Raw genomic sequence first — 15,816 nt, 5'->3', positions numbered from 1 at the left:
GGTTACATTCCGAACCCGGAAGCTAAGCCTCACAGCGCCGATGGTACTGCAGGGGGGACCCTGTGGGAGAGTAGGACGCCGCCGAACAATCATTCCGAAAAGACCCCCTTCCCTTCGGGAGGGGGTCTTTTCGCTTTTCGGCGGCACCCCGATCCCGCAGGCCGTCGGCGAGCGTTGCGGAGCAGGGTGGCGAACTTCACGTTCGGCCCGTCGGCGCCGGCCGCGCAAGCCCCACCAGGCGGCTCTGCCAAGGGATTTGCGGGCCGGTAAGCGGGGGCACGGTGGGGGGAAGGCCGTGCTCAGAGGGGGTCCGCGTGAATCACCGACGCGGCCGAAAGCTAGGATGGCGGCACCCTCCCTAGCTCGAAAGATGGACTTGTGACTGTCAACGACGACGTGTTCACGGACTGGAAGAACCGCGAGGAGATCGCGGAGTCGATGATCCCGGTCATCGGCCGACTGCACCGGGAGCGGGACGTCACCGTCCTGCTGCACAGCCGTTCCCTGGTGAACAAGTCGGTGGTCAGCATCCTGAAGACCCACCGGTTCGCCCGCCAGATCGCCGGCGAGGAGCTCTCGGTCACCGAGACGCTGCCCTTCCTGCAGGCGCTCACCACGCTGGACCTCGGTCCCTCGCAGATCGACATCGGCATGCTCGCCGCCACCTACGCGGCGGACGACCGCGGCCTGTCGGTGGAGGAGTTCACCGCGCAGGCGGTGGCCGGCGCGACCGGTGCCAACAAGATCGAGCGCCGTGACTCGCGGGACGTCGTCCTCTACGGCTTCGGCCGGATCGGCCGCCTGGTCGCCCGTCTGCTGATCGAGAAGTCCGGCGGCCTGCGGCTGCGGGCCATCGTCGTGCGCCAGGGCGGCGACCAGGACATCGTGAAGCGCGCCTCGCTGCTGCGTCGCGACTCCATCCACGGTCAGTTCCAGGGCACGATCACCGTTGACGAGGCGAACAGCACGATCATCGCCAACGGCAACGCGATCAAGGTGATCTACGCCAACGACCCGTCCGAGGTCGACTACACGGCGTACGGCATCAAGGACGCCATCCTCATCGACAACACCGGCAAGTGGCGTGACCGCGAGGGTCTGTCCAAGCACCTGCGCCCCGGTGTCGAGAAGGTCGTCCTGACCGCGCCGGGCAAGGGCGACGTCCCGAACATCGTCCACGGTGTCAACCACGACACCATCAAGCCGGACGAGCAGATCCTGTCCTGCGCCTCCTGCACCACCAACGCCATCGTCCCGCCGCTGAAGGCGATGGAGGACCGGTACGGCGTGCTCCGCGGCCACGTGGAGACCGTCCACTCGTTCACCAACGACCAGAACCTGCTGGACAACTACCACAAGTCGGAGCGTCGCGGCCGTTCGGCACCGCTGAACATGGTCATCACCGAGACCGGTGCCGCCTCCGCCGTGGCGAAGGCGCTGCCGGACCTCAAGGCGAAGATCACCGGCAGCTCGATCCGCGTTCCGGTCCCGGACGTCTCGATCGCGATCCTCAACCTGCAGCTCGCGCAGGAGACCACCCGCGAGGACGTCCTCGACTACCTGCGCGACGTCTCGCTGACCTCGCCGCTGCGTCGCCAGATCGACTTCACCAACGCCCCCGACGCGGTGTCGAGCGACTTCATCGGCTCGCGTCACGCCTCGATCGTCGACGCCGGCGCCACCAAGGTCGAGGGCGACAACGCCATCCTCTACCTGTGGTACGACAACGAGTTCGGCTACTCCTGCCAGGTCATCCGGGTCGTCCAGTACGTCTCGGGCGTCGAGTACCCGACCTACCCGGCCCCGGCGGTCTGATCCGAGGGGCTCCGACCCGGCGGTGCGGGACCGAGAGGTTCTGACCCGCGGGACCTGAACGCACGGTGGGGCGGCAACCGGTTTCCGGTTGCCGCCCCACCGCCGTTTCGCGCCCGGCGCGGTGGCGCGGGGTCACGGCGTTCGCGGGCGGCGTCTTGACGGTGGCATGCCAGTGTCGGGAGGATGCCGGGGCCGTTCCGGCCGGGATCGTCCGTCCGGGCTGAGGAGGCTGAGGAGAGGGGCACCGTTGGCTGTCCGTACGCTGATCCGTCGAGCCGGTCGGGTGGCCGGCGCTTTCGTGCTCGCGCTCGCCGGGGCGGTGGCGGCCGCCGGGCCGGCGCAGGCCGACTTCGGGACCGACTACCACGATCCGTTCAGTGCGGCGAAGCCGCTCAGCCGGCCGGACACCCGGTCGTGCACCGTCGAGGTGATGCACGACCAGCCGTTCCGGGACGGGTACGGGAATCCGCCGGACACGCCGTACTCCGCGACCGTCGCGCCGCCGGCGGAGTGCGCCGGGCCGTGGTCGGCGGTGGTGCTGGACCTGCACGGGCAGGTGGCCGGGCGGCAGTTCGACCGGCTGTTCAGCGTGCGGGTCGGCGGGGTGCAGGTGCTGCTCTCCTCCACGCCCGAGCCGTCCAAGGACGGGATCGAGTGGTCCGTCGAGCGGGACGTCACCCGGTACGCGCCGCTGTTCGCGGGCGGGGCGCAGCCGTTCTCCTTCGACCTCGCCAACGTCACCGACGCCACGTACACGGGCGTGTTCCGGATCTCCGCGAGCCTCACCTTCTTCACCACCTCGACGCGCTGGCCGGCCGCCCGGACGGCCGACCGGGTGCTCACCACCGGGCCGTTCGGGCTCACCCAGGCGGCGCCGGCGGCCGCGCGCGAGCTGGCCTTCCCGCCGAACCTGGAGCGGTTGACCGCCGAGGTGTACACGCGCGGCGGCGGGGCCTGCGAGGAGTTCGCGTACGCCTCCGCGCCCGACGACTTCGTCCGCGGCAATCCCGGGATCGGGGCGTGCGGCAAGGGGCCGTTCCGCGAGCTGCGGCTCAGCATCGACGGGCGGGTGGCCGGTGCGGTCTGGCCGTACCCGGTGATCTACACCGGTGGCTGGGACCCGCTGCTGTGGCGGCCCACCCCCGGGATCTTCGCGTTCGACCTGCCCGCCTACCGGATCGACCTGACGCCCTACGTCGGCCTGCTGCTGGACGGTCGCCCGCACGCCGTCGGCCTCACCGTGAACGCCGCCGAGGCGCAGGCCAACGACCTGTGGACCGGGCAGGTCAACCTGTTCGCCGAGGTGGACCACGGCGCCGCCCGCACCACCGGGCAGCTCACCGAGTACCGGGTCGCCCCCGAGGCGGCGGTCGGGACCGTTCTGGCGGACCACGGCGGCGGCAGCGGGGACTGGAACGTCACCGCGAGCCGGCACGACCTGGCCCGCGGCTGGGTGCAGACCTCGCACGGGCGGGTCACCACCGAGGTCCGCGACGACCTCGTCTTCGGCTCCGCCCAGCAGTTGCGGGACAGCGGCAACGACCTGACCCTGCACGACCGCACCGACCTGACCCGGACCACCGTCACCTGGGGCTCCGGCCCGCGCCGCACCAGCACCGTGCGCGAGGGCGCGCCGCTGGACGTGAGCTACCGCGTCACGCACGACGCGGCGGGGAACAGCGATCAGCGGACGGCCATGGACCTCGGCTACCACCGCGAGGCGACCACCGCCGTCGGGGCCCGGGTCACCGACCGCGCGACCGTCGACCACACGCTGCGCCCGACCGCGCACCGGCACGACGGCGACACCACCGTCCGCACCGGCGGCTCGGTCGAGGACTACCGCAGCACCGGCCCGGAGGGGCCGTACCACCGTGGCATCACGACGGTGGACGGCTGGCCGGTGGGCTAGCGAGCCGGACAAGGCCGTGAGTCGGAGCCGGTCACCGCCGGGGCGGGGGCCGGCTCCGGTCGTCCGGCGGGTGTGGGGAGGGGGCGGACGGCGGGCCGGCTGGGCAGGGCGGTTCGGGTGACCGGCGGCGGTGTGTCCGGGACGGCGCCGGGCGTGTCGGCGTGGGGCGTGTGTGGATACGTGGCAGTCGGGCCGGACGGCCCCACCCCAAACGCCTCGGAAGGGGACGCCATGACCCATTCGCAGACCAGGGCCGCGCAGAGCGTCGCGGAGGTCGTCGAGCGGATGCGGGCGATCAAGGACCGGTTGGACCCGCGCGACGGCGTCGCCTGCTTCAACCGGATGTACCTGCGGGTCACCGAACTCGTCGGCGAGCGGCTGGTCGCCGGCTACTTCCACGACCACGACTTCGTCGAGCGGCTGGACGTGGTCTTCGCGAACCTCTCCTTCGACGCGCTGGGCGCCGCCGAGGCCGGCCGCCCGGTGAACCAGGCCTGGCAGCCGCTGTTCGAGGCCCGGGACGACCGGGTGGTCTGGCCGGTCCAGTTCGCCTTCGCCGGGATGAACGCCCACCTCGCCCACGACCTCCCGCTCGCCGTGGTGACCACCTGCATCGAACGCCGCACCACCCCGGACACGCCGCCCGTCCACGCCGACTACCTCAAGGTGAACGAGCTGCTCGCGCAGGCCGAGGCCGAGGTCCGGGCCTCCTTCGAGGCGGAGATCATCAGGGTCGGCACCCGGGCCGCCGAGCCGCTCGAGCACATCGTCGCCAGCTTCTCCATCGCCCGCGCCCGCGACGGTGCGTGGGCCACCATCCAGACCCTCTGGCACCAGCGCAACCTGCGCCCGCTGTTCGACGCCACCCTCACCGCCGTCACCACCAGCACCGCGCTGGCCGGCCGGATGCTCGTCACCCCCGTCCTCCCGCCGGTCGAGCAGCCCGACGGCTCCGCCTGACGGACCGCCGGCGGCGGGGCGGCGGGGAGGGGTGGCAGGGCGGCGGTGAGGACGGCGCCGGTCAGGCGGTCGGCCCAGCCCGGCGGGCGGCGGCCGGGCGGGCCGGGTGGACTGGTGGACGACCCGCCCGCGCCACCGCCCGTCGAAAGACCCCGCCGATGTCCACCCCGCCCCGCCGTCACGACGACCTGCGCGCCCTGGTGCTCAACTGCACCCTCAAGCGGTCACCCGAACGCAGCCACACCCAGGGCCTGATCGACGTCAGCACCGGCATCATGCAGCGCCAGGGCGTCCAGGTCGACGTCCTCCGGGCGGTCGACCACGACATCGCCACCGGCGTGTGGCCCGACATGACCGAGCACGGCTGGGAGACGGACGACTGGCCGGTCCTCTACAGCCAGGTGATGGCCGCCGACATCCTCGTCCTGGCCGGCCCGATCTGAGTCGGGGATACATGTCATCGGTGCGGGGCCATGCGGGTGATCGGGCGGCCGACTCCGCGGCCGTTGGCGCGGCGCCCGGTCCTTCCATCCGACGAGGCGAGACAGTAGACGGGATCTTCGGCCGGACCAAGCGGGGGCGTTGTCGACGTCGGCAGCAGGGTGTGCTTGACCGGCTCACCACCCACCTCGTCCGCAAGGGGACACATCGATGACCGACGCCAGCACGCTTTACCGCGATCTTCGCGCCCTGGTGATCAATTGCAGCTTGAAGCGTTCGCCTGAGCGGAGCCACACGCAGGGGCTGATCGACATCAGCACCGGGATCATGGAGCGCCAGGGCGTGCAGGTCGAGGTGCTCAGGGCGGTGGACATCGACATCGCTACGGGTGTGTGGCCGGACATGACGGAGCACGGGTGGGAGACGGACGAGTGGCCGGTGGTCTACTCGCAGGTGATGGCCGCAGACATCCTGACTCTAGCGGGGCCTGTGTGGCTGGGAGATAACTCTTCTGTCATGAAGAAGATCATCGAGCGGTTGTACGCGTGCTCCTCGATCCTCAACGAACGTGGTCAGTATGCCTATTACGGACGTGTGGGCGGCTGCCTGATCACGGGGAACGAGGACGGGGCGAAGCACTGCGCGATGAACGTGCTCTACAGCCTCCAGCACCTGGGGTACGCGATCCCGCCGCAGGCGGACGCGGGTTGGGTGGGGGAGGCGGGGCCGGGGCCGTCCTACCTCGACCCCGGGTCTGGTGGGCCGGAGAACGACTTCACCAACCGGAACACCACGTTCATGACATGGAACCAACTGCACCTGGCGCGGATGCTCAAGGACGCCGGAGGCATCCCGGCCCACGGCAACCAGCGCTCCGAGTGGGACGCCGGCTGCCGCTTCGATTTCGAGAACCCCGAACACCGCTGATCCGTCGCGCCGAATTCCCGGAATCGGCGCGACGGGTGTCGCTTCGACAGCAGTGACAGCTCCCGTCATCAGAGCCGTCGACGACTGGTGGTAGTCGTCCGCCTCGCCGATGGTGACGCCGTTGGCGGCGGTTTGCGTGACGGTGCTGCCGGACAGCGTCGAGTTCTCGGTGCCGTGGCCGAAGTCAACGCCGGTGTCACTGGTATGGGGTGACGATGTCGTTGGTGGAGTTGATGTTGTTGCCGCGGACGACTTCCGGTGCGGCGGGCGTCTTCACCGGTACCCACGCGTCGGTCGCGGTCCACTGGATGCCCGCCTGGTTGTCGATGCAGCCGGCGGTCGTGGGGGCACACCACGTCGTGTACTCGCCAGGAGCTCGGGCCGGGAGCTGGTCACGTCGGCGACTTGCGCGGCGTGGGTGCGGCCGTAGGGCGCGGGACTCCGGCGGCGCCCTCGGCGCGGACGTCGTACTCCTGGCGTGCGGCGAGGACTTCGCCGACGTGCTCCACCGACCACTGGGTGAGTACGCGCAGTGGTCCTCGCAGTGTCTGGCCGAGGGGGGTCAGGTCGTACTCGACGTGGGGCGGCACTTCGGGATACACGGTCCGCCGGACCAGTCCGTCGCGTTCGAGCGTGCGCAGCGTCTGGGTGAGCATCTTCTCGCTCACTCCGGCCAGCCGCTGCCGCAACTGGGTGAACCGGCAGGCTCCGTGCTTGCCGAGTTCGCCCAGCACGAGCACCGCCCACTTGCTGCCGATCTGGTCGAGCAGGTCGCGCGAGGGGCAGCCGCGCGTGTACGGGTCCCAGGACGCCATGGGCTCCGTCACATTCTCGGCGGTCGCCATGCCACTCACCTCGATACTTTCCCGTAGGTGGTCACCTTACCAGCAAGTGGCTACTTACCGATGGAGAGTGAGCAGGTCAATCTGGGGTTCGTCACGCCGCGAGGAGAGTTCGCGGCAGGAAGGGGCGATCTCATGTCCATCGTCGTCACCGGAGCCTCAGGCCAGTTGGGCAGGCTCACCGTCGAGGCGCTGCTGCGGCGCGGAGTCCCGGCCGCGCACGTCCTCGCCGACGCCGACCTCGGGATGAGCCGCGGCGAGCTGTACACGGGATCCGGCGACCTCAGCCGCCTGATCGGCCGGCCGGCCACTGCCCTGTCCGACGCCATCGCCGCCGCGCTGCGCTGACCGTCCGCTCGCCCCCGCGGCCGTCGCGCCCGGACCGCCGCGAGGCGCTCACCCCTCGTTCCATGACCGTGTACGCCCCTGCCATCACCCGGAAAGTTGCCGACCATGTCCTCCCGCACCGTTCCCCCGCACACCGCGTCCACCCGCGCCGCGTCCGCCCGTAGGACCGTCCGCGTCATGGGGCGGCGCGCGCTCGTCACCCTTACCGCCACCTCCGCGGCCCTGACCGCGTTCACGCTTCCCGCGACCGCCGCCACCCCCGGTGGCCCCGCCCCCGCCCACGCCTCCCAGGGCGGGAACGGCGCCCAGGCGATCACCCTCGACGGCAGCCGCGCGTTCCCCGAAAGCGTGGCGGCCGACCGCCACTTCGTCTACGCCAGCAGCATCGGCGACGGCACCGTCTACCGGGGACGCCCCGGGGCGACCACGCTCGAACCCTTCCTGCCGGCCGGCCAGGACGGCCGCACCCAGGCCACCGGCATCAAGATCACCGGCAACCGCCTGCTGGTCGCCGGCGCGTTCACCGGGCGCTTCTTCGTCTACAGCACTTCCGGGAGGCTCGTCGCGGCCTACACCGTCCCTGATACCGGCGAACAGACCCTCGTCAACGACGCGGCCGTGGCCCCCAACGGGGACGTCTACATCACCGACTCGCTGCGCGCCGTGGTCTACCGGATTCCGGCCGCCGAGGTGGACGGCCCCGCCACCGGCGCCCACCGGACCCTGCGGGTGGCCTACCACCTGCCGGACTACGTGGCCGGCCAGTCCAACGGCAACGGCATCACCACCGCCCCCGACGGCACGTCGCTGATCATCGGCTACTGGTACAGCGGCGCCCTCTACCGGCTCGACCTCACCACCGGCGGTGTCCGCAGGATCGACGCACCGCCGCTGCCCAGCGCCGACGGCATCGTCCGGCAAGGAAACACCCTGTACGTCGCGCGTTCGGTGAACAACGAGGTCACCGAACTGCGACTGTCCGCCGGGAGCACCCGGGCAGTCGTCGTCTCCGAACGCACCTTCCCAGGCGCCGATACCACCACCGGCGTCGCCGTGAGCGGGGGCCGGCTGCTGGTGACCAACTCCCAGATGGACACCTACCTCTACGGCGAACCGCTGACCAGCCCGGCCTTCACCATCGAGAGCCTGCCGCTGCGCTGAGGCCCGGTCGGGGACGCCCGACGCGCGCGGCGCGGGCTGCCGGTGTAGAGCACGAACAGGATGCCCTGCAGGCAACGCCGGTCATCTACCGGGCGAGGGCCCGGCGACCGCTCCGGCCAGGCCGGCAGCAGCGGCTCGATCCGGGCCCACAGCTCGTCGTCCCCGATCCACGGCTTGTTGCTCACTCCATCACGAACGGACGAATCGTCACATCGGTCACGCCCCACCGGCAACGATCACCAAGATCGTGTTACGAGTTCGTAGAGGCGGGTCTCGGTGATGGTCATCCGGCGTCCGCGACAACCACCACATCCGGGTCCTCGGCCCGCCGCTGCCCGGCGTCGATCAGGCGTTGGACCAGTTCGCGCAGCTGCTGGGCGGTGACGGTCGCGGAGTCGTCGCGCGGCGCCAGGCGGCGTGCACCTCGATCCTCAACTCCGAAGGCCAGTACGCCTACTACGGCCGGGTCGGCGGCTGCCTGATCACCGGCAACGAGGACGGCGCCAAGCACTGCGCGATGAACGTGCTCTACAGCCTCCAGCACCTCGGCTACACCATCCCGCCGCAGGCCGACGCCGGCTGGGTGGGCGAGGCCGGCCCCGGGCCGTCCTATCTCGACGAGGGCTCGGGCGGGCCGGAGAACGACTTCACCAACCGCAACGCCACCTCCATGACCTGGAACCTGCTCCACCTGGCCCGCCTGCTCAAGGACGCCGGCGGCATCCCCGCCCACGGCAACCAGCGCTCCGAGTGGGACGCCGGCTGCCGCTTCGACTTCGAGAACCCCGAGCACCGCTGACCCGGAAGCGCCGCGCGGCCCGCGCCGGCACACGTCCTCCGCTATTGGTCCAGACCTATTGACGCGCCCTGCCGCCCCTCCTACGATCCCGTCCGGCACAGCCCCACATGTCCCCACCTCACCCAGAGCCGGGCGTCACGCCCCCACGCGCTGATCATGTCCATGGCGCTCGGCGGGAAGGGAGCACAGCATGTTCCGTCGGAGGTCGCGCATCCCACGTCTGCCGGGTGAATTCCGCCCTTGTCCGGACCCCGGCCGCCCCGAGGGCGCGCAGGCCGGGGGCGCGCAGGCCGGGAGTGCGCAGAACGGGGGCGAGCCGCGCCGGGCTCCCCGCCCGCAGCGGGCGGCCGTGGCACGCGCACCGCACGCGAGCCGGACCGGCCGTGCCGAGCGCGGGCCGACCGTCCTGCGGCGCTCCCTCGCCGGGGCGAGCGCCGCCGCCGTCATCGGTGCCGGCCTCGCCGTGGCCGGGTCCGTCACGGCCGGGGCCGCCGCCACCAACCTGGTGGTCAACTCCGGCTTCGAGAACGGACTTTCCGACTGGACCTGCTCCGGTGGTTCCGGCGCGGCCGTCAGCAGTCCGGTCCACTCCGGGGCCTCCGCGCTGAAGGCCACACCGACCGGCCTGGACAACGCCCAGTGCACCCAGACCATCAGCGTGCAGCCCAACTCCCCGTACACGCTGAGCGCCTACGTGCAGGGCAGCTACGTCTACCTGGGCGTCACCGGCACCGGTATCACCGGTGCCCCGTCCACCTGGACGCCGAACAGCCCGTCGTACGGCCAGCTCAGCGTCGGCTTCACCACCGGGCCGAACACCACCTCGGTGACCGTCTACCTGCACGGCTGGTACGGGCAGCCCGCGTACCACGCGGACGACGTGTCACTCACCGGCCCCGGCGGCAGCAGCCCCACACCGACCGTCACCACGCCGACCACCGCCCCGCCGACCACCGCCCCGCCCACCACGACGCCGCCCACGACGCCGCCCACTTCGTCGCCGCCGAGCACCACGCCGCCGGGCGCCAGCTGCCCCACGAAGCCCAAGCCGTCGGGCAAGGTCCTGCAGGGCTACTGGGAGAACTGGGACGGCGCCGCGAACGGCGTCCACCCCGGCATGGGATGGGTCCCCATCACGGACGGCCGGATCGCCGCGCACGGCTACAACGTCATCAACGCCGCCTTCCCGGTGATCCTCTCGGACGGCACCGTCCTGTGGCAGGACGGCATGGACGCCAACGTCAAGGTCGCGACCCCCGCCGAGATGTGCCAGGCCAAGGCGGCCGGGGCGACGATCCTGATGTCGATCGGTGGCGCCGCCGCGGGCATCGACCTGAGCTCCGGCGCCGTCGCCGACCGGTTCGTGGCGACCGTCGTGCCGATCCTCAAGACGTACAACTTCGACGGGATCGACATCGACATCGAGACCGGCCTGTCCGGCAGCGGCAACATCACCACGCTGTCCGCCTCCCAGGCCAACCTGATGCGCATCATCGACGGCGTGCTGGCCCAGATGCCCGCGGGCTTCGGTCTGACGATGGCCCCCGAAACCGCGTACGTCACCGGCGGGAGCGTCACCTACGGGTCGATCTGGGGCGCCTACCTGCCGATCATCAAGAAGTACGCCGACAACGGGCAGCTGTGGTGGCTGAACATGCAGTACTACAACGGCAGCATGTACGGCTGCTCCGGCGACTCCTACCAGGCCGGTACCGTGCAGGGCTTCACCGCGCAGACCACCTGCCTGAACAACGGCCTGACCATCCAGGGCACCACCGTGAAGGTGCCCTACGACAAGCAGGTGCCCGGCCTGCCGGCCCAGCCCGGCGCGGGCGGTGGCCACATGGCGCCCAGCCTGGTCGGCCAGGCGTGGAACGCCTTCGGTGGTTCGCTGAAGGGGCTCATGACGTGGTCGGTCAACTGGGACGGCTCGAAGGGCTGGACCTTCGGCGACAACGTCAAGTCCCTCCAAGGTCGTTGACCTCCCGTTGACTCCCCGCGCGCCGGGGCCGCCCGAACGGCGGCCCCGGTGGCTCACCCGGTGGCTCCGGCGTTCTCCGCGGCCTCGGCGGCTTCGGCGGCTCCGGTGTTCTCCGCGGCCTCGGCGATGAGGAGGGCGACGTCGTCGTTGCCGCCGGCCGTGGGAAGGGCGGCGAGGAGGTGGTCGCAGGTGGCTTCGAGGCCGATCCGGGGGCCGGAGAGGACGTCGAGCAGGGCGTCGAGGCGGCGGTCCAGCGGCTGGTCGCGGCGCTCCACCAGGCCGTCGGTGTAGAGGACGAGCCGGTCGCCGACCGGGAGCGGCAGGCGGGTGGTGGTGAAGGGGACCAGCCCGCCGGTGCCCAGCGGGGCGCCGGGTGGCAGGTCGAGCAGGAAGGGGCGGTGGCCGGGCCGGTCCAGGACCGGCGGCAGGTGGCCGGCCAGGGCGATCGCGCACCTTCCGGTGCCGGGGTCGTGGACGGCGCAGACGCAGGTGGCGATGGTCTCCTCCAGGTCGCAGGTGAGCTGGTCGAGGTGGCGCAGGATGTCGGCGGGGTCCAGGCCCAGGCGGGCCAGCGTGCGGGCGGCGGTGCGGAGTTGGCCCATGGTGGCGGCGGCGGTGAGGCCGTGGCCCATGACGTCGCCGACCACCAGCGCGGTGGTGCCGGTGGTCAGGGGGATGACGTCGAACCAGTCACCGCCGGCGTGTCCCGGGGTGCCGGCGGGCTCGTAGCGGACGGCGACGGTCAGACCGGGCAGGTGCGGCGGGGTGCGCGGCAGCAGGTGGCGCTGCAGGGTGGTCGCGGCCTCCAACTGGGTCTGGTACCAGCGGGCGTTGTCGATGCAGACGGCGGCGCGGGCGGCGAGCTCCTCGGCGAGCAGCAGGTCGTCGGCGTCGAAGGGCAGCGGGTTGCGGGCCCGTTTGAGGTCGAGCGCGCCGAGCACCTCGCCGCGTGCGATGAGCGGCACGGCCAGGTACGAGTGGAGACCGGCGCGGGCGAGGACGGCGGCCGCCCGCGCGTCGCGGGCGATCCGGGGCAGGTCCTCGGGGCGCACCTGGGGGAGGTGGACCGGCCGGCCGGTGGCCACGCAGCGGGTGACCAGCCGGTCGGCCTCGTAGCGGGTGATCTCGCCGACCGGGTCGGCCGCGGCCTCGGCCTCGGTGGGGTAGGCGGCCTGGACCGCCAGGGCCCGGAAGACCGCCGGGCCGGTCGGGGTCAGCCGGGCGGTGCGCGCGGCGAGGGCGGCGTCCAGGATGTCGACGGCCGCGATGTCCGCGAGGTCCGGCACCACGGTGTCGGCGAGTTCGCGGGCGGTCCGGTCCAGGTCGAGGGTGGTGCCGATCCGCGCGGACGCCCGGGCGATCACCGCGAGCCGGTGGCGGGCCTGGGCGGCCTGCTGGTCGGCGCGGTGCTGCTCGGTGACGTCCACCACGGACAGCGCGACGCCGAGCGCCCGCCCGCCCGGGTCGTCCAGCCGGTAGTAGGAGACCAGCCAGGCGTGGTCGGCCTCCGGGTCGGCGGGGGTGCGCCCGGTGGTGAACCGGTCCAGCAGCGGCGTGCCGTCGGCCAGGACCTGCCGCATCGCCGCCTCGATCGCGCCGACGTCCAGGAACGGCAGCGTCTCGCGGACGGTCCGGCCGAGGTGCTGCCGGGCGGGCAGGCCGTTGATGCGTTCCAGCGCCGGGTTGATCAGGATGTAGCGCAACCGGGTGTCCAGCACCGCCAGGCCGATCGGGGACTGGGCGACCAGCCGGGAGGACAGCGCGAGATCGCGCTCCAGCCCGCGCACGACCGCCTCGTCGGCGGCGATCCCGAGCGCGTAGGCGGCGCCGTCCTGGTCCTGCAGCCGCATGTTGCGGAACTCCACCAGGCGGGTCGAGCCGTCCTTGTGCCGGACCGGGAACACCCCGGCCCAGCTCTCGCCGCCGGACATCACCGTGGCGAACAGTTCCAGGACGAGCGTGAAGTGCTCCTCGGAGACCAGCAGCTGCGCCGCGTACCGGCCGAGCGCCTCCTCGGAGCTCCAGCCGAACAGTTTCTCCGCCTGCGGGCTCCACAGCGCGATCCGCCCCTCGGAGTCCAGCACCACGGCCGCCACGCCGAGCAGCTCCAGCAGGCCGCCGGGCAGCAGCCGGGCCGGTCGTGGCGGATCCGGGCCGGCCTGGCCCGCCTCGGTCGCGCTCATCCCCAGCCCTCCTCCCGGCGAGAGCCGAAGGCCCCGCGCGTGCGGCCCGCGGCGCGGGGCCGGCGGACGGGTTCGGTCCATCCATGGTCCTCCCTCGGGGCACGCCCGGCAGGTCGGCGCGGGCGGGGGCGGGCGGGGGTGGGGCGGTGGCGGAGGCGGGGCGTGGGGGCGGTGCGGGGCGGGGCTCGGAGGCTCGCGCGGTGCGGCGTCGGGTGTGTCCGATTCCTTCAAGATCCCGTGGTCCGGCCGGACCTACCGTGCGGGCATGGGAATGCACATCGACCTGATCGGGCTGGTCGTCGCCGACATGGGGCGCGCACTGGCCTTCTACCGTGACCTCGGCCTCGCGATCCCCGCGGACGCCGACCGGGAGCCGCACGTGGAGGTGGTCCTGCCGGGCGGTCTCCGGCTGGCCTGGGACCGGGCGGACGTGGTCCGCGGTTTCGACCCTGGGTGGACACCGCCGTCCGGCGGGGCCCGGATGGGGCTCGCGCTGCGCTGCGACGGTCCGGCGGAGGTCGACGAGGAGTACGCGCGGATGGTCGGGCTCGGCCACCGGAGCCGCCTGGAGCCCTGGGACGCCTTCTGGGGCCAGCGCTACGCGCAGCTCCAGGACCCGGACGGCAACCCGGTGGACCTGTTCAGCCCCTTGGACTGAGGGCGCCCGGCTCGCCCGCTCGTCGCGTGCACGCGGCGTGCGCTCGCCCGGCGTGCGCCTGCTCGTCGCGTGCTCGCTCGTCGGCGGGTCCTCGCTCGCCCGGTGCTCACGTGAGCGCGCTCAGCGGCACGCCGGCCAGGGCCCTGACCTCGCGGCTCAGGTGGGCCTGGTCGGCGTAGCCGAGGGTGGCCGCGATCTCGGCGAAGGGGCGGCCCGCCCGGGCCAGCCCGACGGACCGGTTCATCCGCAGGATGCGGGCGAGCGTCTTCAGTCCGTAGCCGAACGAGGCCTGGCAGCGCCGGTGCAACTGGCGCTCGCTGTACCCGGCGCGCGCCGCGCAGACGGCGACCGGCTCGCCCGCGGCGAGCCCGGCGAGCACCGCGGGCACGATCGGGTCGGGCGCGACCGGGCCGGGGGCGTCGAGCCGGCCCGCGGCCAGTTCGCGCAGCAGCCGGCCGGGCGCGTCGGCGTCCGCCACCCGCTCGGTGAGCCGCCGGACGTCGGCGCCCGGCCACAGTGCGGCGAGCGGGACGCGGCGGTCCCGCAGTTCGTGGGCGGGGACGCCGAGGACGACCGGCCCGGTGCCGGGGGAGAACCGCAGACCGACGGCGGTCCGCCGCTGCGGCCCGGTCTCGATCAGGACCGCCGCGGTGTCCGGGCCGGCGATGAGCAGCTCGCCGCCGGTCCAGATCAGGTCGAGGCAGCCGTCCGGGAGGATCCGCTGCGGCCCGGGGGCGGCGGGGGTGCTCGTCCAGAGCACTCCGCCGGCTTCGGGCGCGTCGACTTCTGCGTACATCGCCGCCCAGCATGCCGCACGCGGCGCCGCCGAGGGGCCCCGGGCCCGGACGCGGCCCCGTTCCGGCCGGCGCCCGGGAGCCGCTGGGACCCCCGCGATCCCAGGGGCCCTCGGGGCGGTGGTCATCGGTCCCGTGACCCTCCGGGCGGTGGTCCTCGGTCCGGTGGTCATCGGCCCGGCTCCGGCGGCTCCTCGAACAGGCGGAGCAGCAGCGCGTCCAGGTCGAGGTGACGGGGCTCCGAGCCGAACGGCACGATCCGCTCGGTGGCGGCGAGGAACGCCCTCACCAGCGCGGCCTCGGCGCGGAGGACGACGGTGCCGTTCTCGCCGCCGAGGGCGATGAAGACGGTCCCGGCACTCGCCCCGACACCCGGGTGGACGGACACGTCCCCCATGCCCGCCCAGGCGTCCACGCCGGCGGCGAGCAGGTCGCGGGCGAACACCCAGGTGATCGGCTCGTCCAGGTCGACGTGGTTGTCCAGGTACACCGCGTAGGGCTCCGCGAGCTCGTAGCGCAGGCAGGCGGCGACCGAGACGCTGAGGCCGGGGCAGACCACGGCCTGCAGCTCCAGCGGCATGGCGCAGATCTCGGCGGGCGTGCGCTGGTCGGGCACGCGCGGGGTCTCCGGGTGGGTCACGCCTGCTCCCCGGTCTGCTCGGTGCCGCCGCGGCCCTGGCGGAACAGCTGCGGGGGTTCGGTCAGGTGGCGCCACTCCTGGTCGGGCCGGCCGGGGACCATCCGGCCGGCGTCGCGCCACAGCAGTGCGAGGTGGGCGAAGATCGGGGATTCGTGCCGGATCGCTTCCTGCAGAATCGTTTCATCAAGGGCGCCGCCGAGGGCCCGGAAGTCGGAGCTCATATCCGGAACAACGAGCGGGGAGAGCTGCGGCAACACCCCCGTTCCGCGACCCGCCGCAGCACCCCGTTCCCCGGGGTGTGCGGTCGGTCGTCGTGCGGGCCGCCGCAGAGGCTGCGGCGGAGGCGGCGGTGCGG

Annotated in this window: 13 protein-coding genes, 1 rRNA gene and 4 pseudogenes; 12 read left to right on the top strand and 6 right to left on the bottom strand. The window is 72.7% G+C overall.

The genetic code is table 11. From position 1 onward, the window contains the following. From rrf to ACFVHB_RS11140, 6 genes and pseudogenes are all read left to right on the top strand, one after another. A 5S ribosomal RNA gene (gene rrf / locus ACFVHB_RS11165) occupies window positions 1-87 on the top strand; the annotation flags it as partial. 291 nt (window positions 88-378) lie between these two features. Further along, a complete protein-coding gene (locus ACFVHB_RS11160; protein ID WP_380318599.1) occupies window positions 379-1,815 on the top strand; it encodes a glyceraldehyde-3-phosphate dehydrogenase in 1,437 nt (478 codons plus the stop codon). 247 nt (window positions 1,816-2,062) lie between these two features. After that, a complete protein-coding gene (locus tag ACFVHB_RS11155; protein ID WP_380318596.1) occupies window positions 2,063-3,727 on the top strand; it encodes a peptide-N4-asparagine amidase in 1,665 nt (554 codons plus the stop codon). 231 nt (window positions 3,728-3,958) lie between these two features. Then, window positions 3,959-4,687, top strand: a complete 729-nt coding sequence (locus ACFVHB_RS11150) for a DUF5995 family protein (RefSeq protein WP_380318593.1) — start codon at window positions 3,959-3,961, stop codon at window positions 4,685-4,687. Between the two features lie 158 nt (window positions 4,688-4,845). Continuing rightward, window positions 4,846-5,127, top strand: a pseudogene (locus tag ACFVHB_RS11145) (flavodoxin family protein); the annotation flags it as partial. A gap of 211 nt (window positions 5,128-5,338) precedes the next feature. Then, window positions 5,339-6,055 carry a flavodoxin family protein gene (locus ACFVHB_RS11140; protein WP_380318590.1) on the top strand — a complete coding sequence of 239 codons (717 nt, stop codon included), beginning with the start codon at window positions 5,339-5,341 and terminating at the stop codon, window positions 6,053-6,055. A gap of 392 nt (window positions 6,056-6,447) precedes the next feature. Here ACFVHB_RS11140 and ACFVHB_RS11135 read toward each other — a convergent pair whose 3' ends face one another. Beyond that, window positions 6,448-6,900, bottom strand: coding sequence for a winged helix-turn-helix transcriptional regulator (locus tag ACFVHB_RS11135; protein WP_380318586.1), 453 nt, complete (start codon window positions 6,898-6,900; stop codon window positions 6,448-6,450). Between the two features lie 132 nt (window positions 6,901-7,032). On the opposite strand from ACFVHB_RS11135, the gene ACFVHB_RS11130 reads away from it, so the two are divergent. Both ACFVHB_RS11130 and ACFVHB_RS11125 read left to right on the top strand, forming a co-directional pair. Next, window positions 7,033-7,245, top strand: a complete 213-nt coding sequence (locus tag ACFVHB_RS11130) for a hypothetical protein (protein WP_380318583.1) — start codon at window positions 7,033-7,035, stop codon at window positions 7,243-7,245. 105 nt (window positions 7,246-7,350) lie between these two features. Then, window positions 7,351-8,406, top strand: a complete 1,056-nt coding sequence (locus tag ACFVHB_RS11125; RefSeq protein WP_380318580.1) for an SMP-30/gluconolactonase/LRE family protein — start codon at window positions 7,351-7,353, stop codon at window positions 8,404-8,406. Between the two features lie 38 nt (window positions 8,407-8,444). On the opposite strand, the pseudogene ACFVHB_RS11120 reads toward ACFVHB_RS11125, so the two are convergent. After that, a pseudogene (locus tag ACFVHB_RS11120) lies at window positions 8,445-8,591 on the bottom strand (transposase); the annotation flags it as partial. 221 nt (window positions 8,592-8,812) lie between these two features. On the opposite strand from ACFVHB_RS11120, the pseudogene ACFVHB_RS11115 reads away from it, so the two are divergent. The 3 genes and pseudogenes from ACFVHB_RS11115 to ACFVHB_RS11105 form a co-directional block, all read left to right on the top strand. Then, window positions 8,813-9,205: pseudogene (locus ACFVHB_RS11115) on the top strand (flavodoxin family protein); the annotation flags it as partial. Between the two features lie 190 nt (window positions 9,206-9,395). Further along, window positions 9,396-10,043: pseudogene (locus ACFVHB_RS11110) on the top strand (carbohydrate binding domain-containing protein); the annotation flags it as partial. Window positions 10,044-10,085: 42 nt separating this feature from the next. Next, window positions 10,086-11,186: a chitinase gene (locus ACFVHB_RS11105; RefSeq protein WP_380318627.1), complete on the top strand. Its 1,101-nt coding sequence runs from the start codon at window positions 10,086-10,088 to the stop codon at window positions 11,184-11,186. A gap of 53 nt (window positions 11,187-11,239) precedes the next feature. Here ACFVHB_RS11105 and ACFVHB_RS11100 read toward each other — a convergent pair whose 3' ends face one another. Then, window positions 11,240-13,369 carry a SpoIIE family protein phosphatase gene (locus ACFVHB_RS11100; RefSeq protein WP_380318577.1) on the bottom strand — a complete coding sequence of 710 codons (2,130 nt, stop codon included), beginning with the start codon at window positions 13,367-13,369 and terminating at the stop codon, window positions 11,240-11,242. Window positions 13,370-13,634: 265 nt separating this feature from the next. On the opposite strand from ACFVHB_RS11100, the gene ACFVHB_RS11095 reads away from it, so the two are divergent. Beyond that, window positions 13,635-14,027 (top strand): VOC family protein, encoded by a 393-nt coding sequence (locus ACFVHB_RS11095; protein ID WP_380318575.1) that lies wholly within the window; start codon window positions 13,635-13,637, stop codon window positions 14,025-14,027. A 106-nt stretch (window positions 14,028-14,133) separates the two neighbouring features. On the opposite strand, the gene ACFVHB_RS11090 is transcribed toward ACFVHB_RS11095, so the two are convergent. The 3 genes from ACFVHB_RS11090 to ACFVHB_RS11080 form a co-directional block, all read right to left on the bottom strand. Further along, window positions 14,134-14,823 carry a helix-turn-helix domain-containing protein gene (locus ACFVHB_RS11090; protein ID WP_380318572.1) on the bottom strand — a complete coding sequence of 230 codons (690 nt, stop codon included), beginning with the start codon at window positions 14,821-14,823 and terminating at the stop codon, window positions 14,134-14,136. 167 nt (window positions 14,824-14,990) lie between these two features. Continuing rightward, window positions 14,991-15,461, bottom strand: a complete 471-nt coding sequence (locus ACFVHB_RS11085; RefSeq protein WP_380318569.1) for an SsgA family sporulation/cell division regulator — start codon at window positions 15,459-15,461, stop codon at window positions 14,991-14,993. Beyond that, the gene (locus tag ACFVHB_RS11080; protein WP_380318566.1) at window positions 15,458-15,682 is read right to left on the bottom strand and encodes a hypothetical protein; all 225 of its coding nucleotides are present in this window, start codon (window positions 15,680-15,682) and stop codon (window positions 15,458-15,460) included. The genes ACFVHB_RS11085 and ACFVHB_RS11080 overlap by 4 nt, the downstream gene beginning before the upstream one ends. Window positions 15,683-15,816 lie beyond the last annotated feature (134 nt).

Origin of the sequence: Kitasatospora sp. NPDC127111, assembly GCF_042677465.1 — a bacterium.
GTDB lineage: Bacteria > Actinomycetota > Actinomycetes > Streptomycetales > Streptomycetaceae > Kitasatospora.
Note: the sequence above shows the minus strand (reverse complement) of the source record. Positions and strands in the feature narration are given on the sequence as shown.

Excerpts from the sequence above, each read along its gene's own strand:
- ACFVHB_RS11135 (WP_380318586.1), bottom strand. The coding sequence starts at position 6,900 with ATGGCGACCGCCGAGAATGTGACGGAGCCCATGGCGTCCTGGGACCCG.
- ACFVHB_RS11140 (WP_380318590.1), top strand. The coding sequence starts at position 5,339 with ATGACCGACGCCAGCACGCTTTACCGCGATCTTCGCGCCCTGGTGATC.
- ACFVHB_RS11150 (WP_380318593.1), top strand. The coding sequence starts at position 3,959 with ATGACCCATTCGCAGACCAGGGCCGCGCAGAGCGTCGCGGAGGTCGTC.
- ACFVHB_RS11080 (WP_380318566.1), bottom strand. The coding sequence starts at position 15,682 with ATGAGCTCCGACTTCCGGGCCCTCGGCGGCGCCCTTGATGAAACGATT.
- ACFVHB_RS11090 (WP_380318572.1), bottom strand. The coding sequence starts at position 14,823 with ATGTACGCAGAAGTCGACGCGCCCGAAGCCGGCGGAGTGCTCTGGACG.
- ACFVHB_RS11130 (WP_380318583.1), top strand. The coding sequence starts at position 7,033 with ATGTCCATCGTCGTCACCGGAGCCTCAGGCCAGTTGGGCAGGCTCACC.
- ACFVHB_RS11100 (WP_380318577.1), bottom strand. The coding sequence starts at position 13,369 with ATGAGCGCGACCGAGGCGGGCCAGGCCGGCCCGGATCCGCCACGACCG.
- ACFVHB_RS11095 (WP_380318575.1), top strand. The coding sequence starts at position 13,635 with ATGGGAATGCACATCGACCTGATCGGGCTGGTCGTCGCCGACATGGGG.
- ACFVHB_RS11125 (WP_380318580.1), top strand. The coding sequence starts at position 7,351 with ATGTCCTCCCGCACCGTTCCCCCGCACACCGCGTCCACCCGCGCCGCG.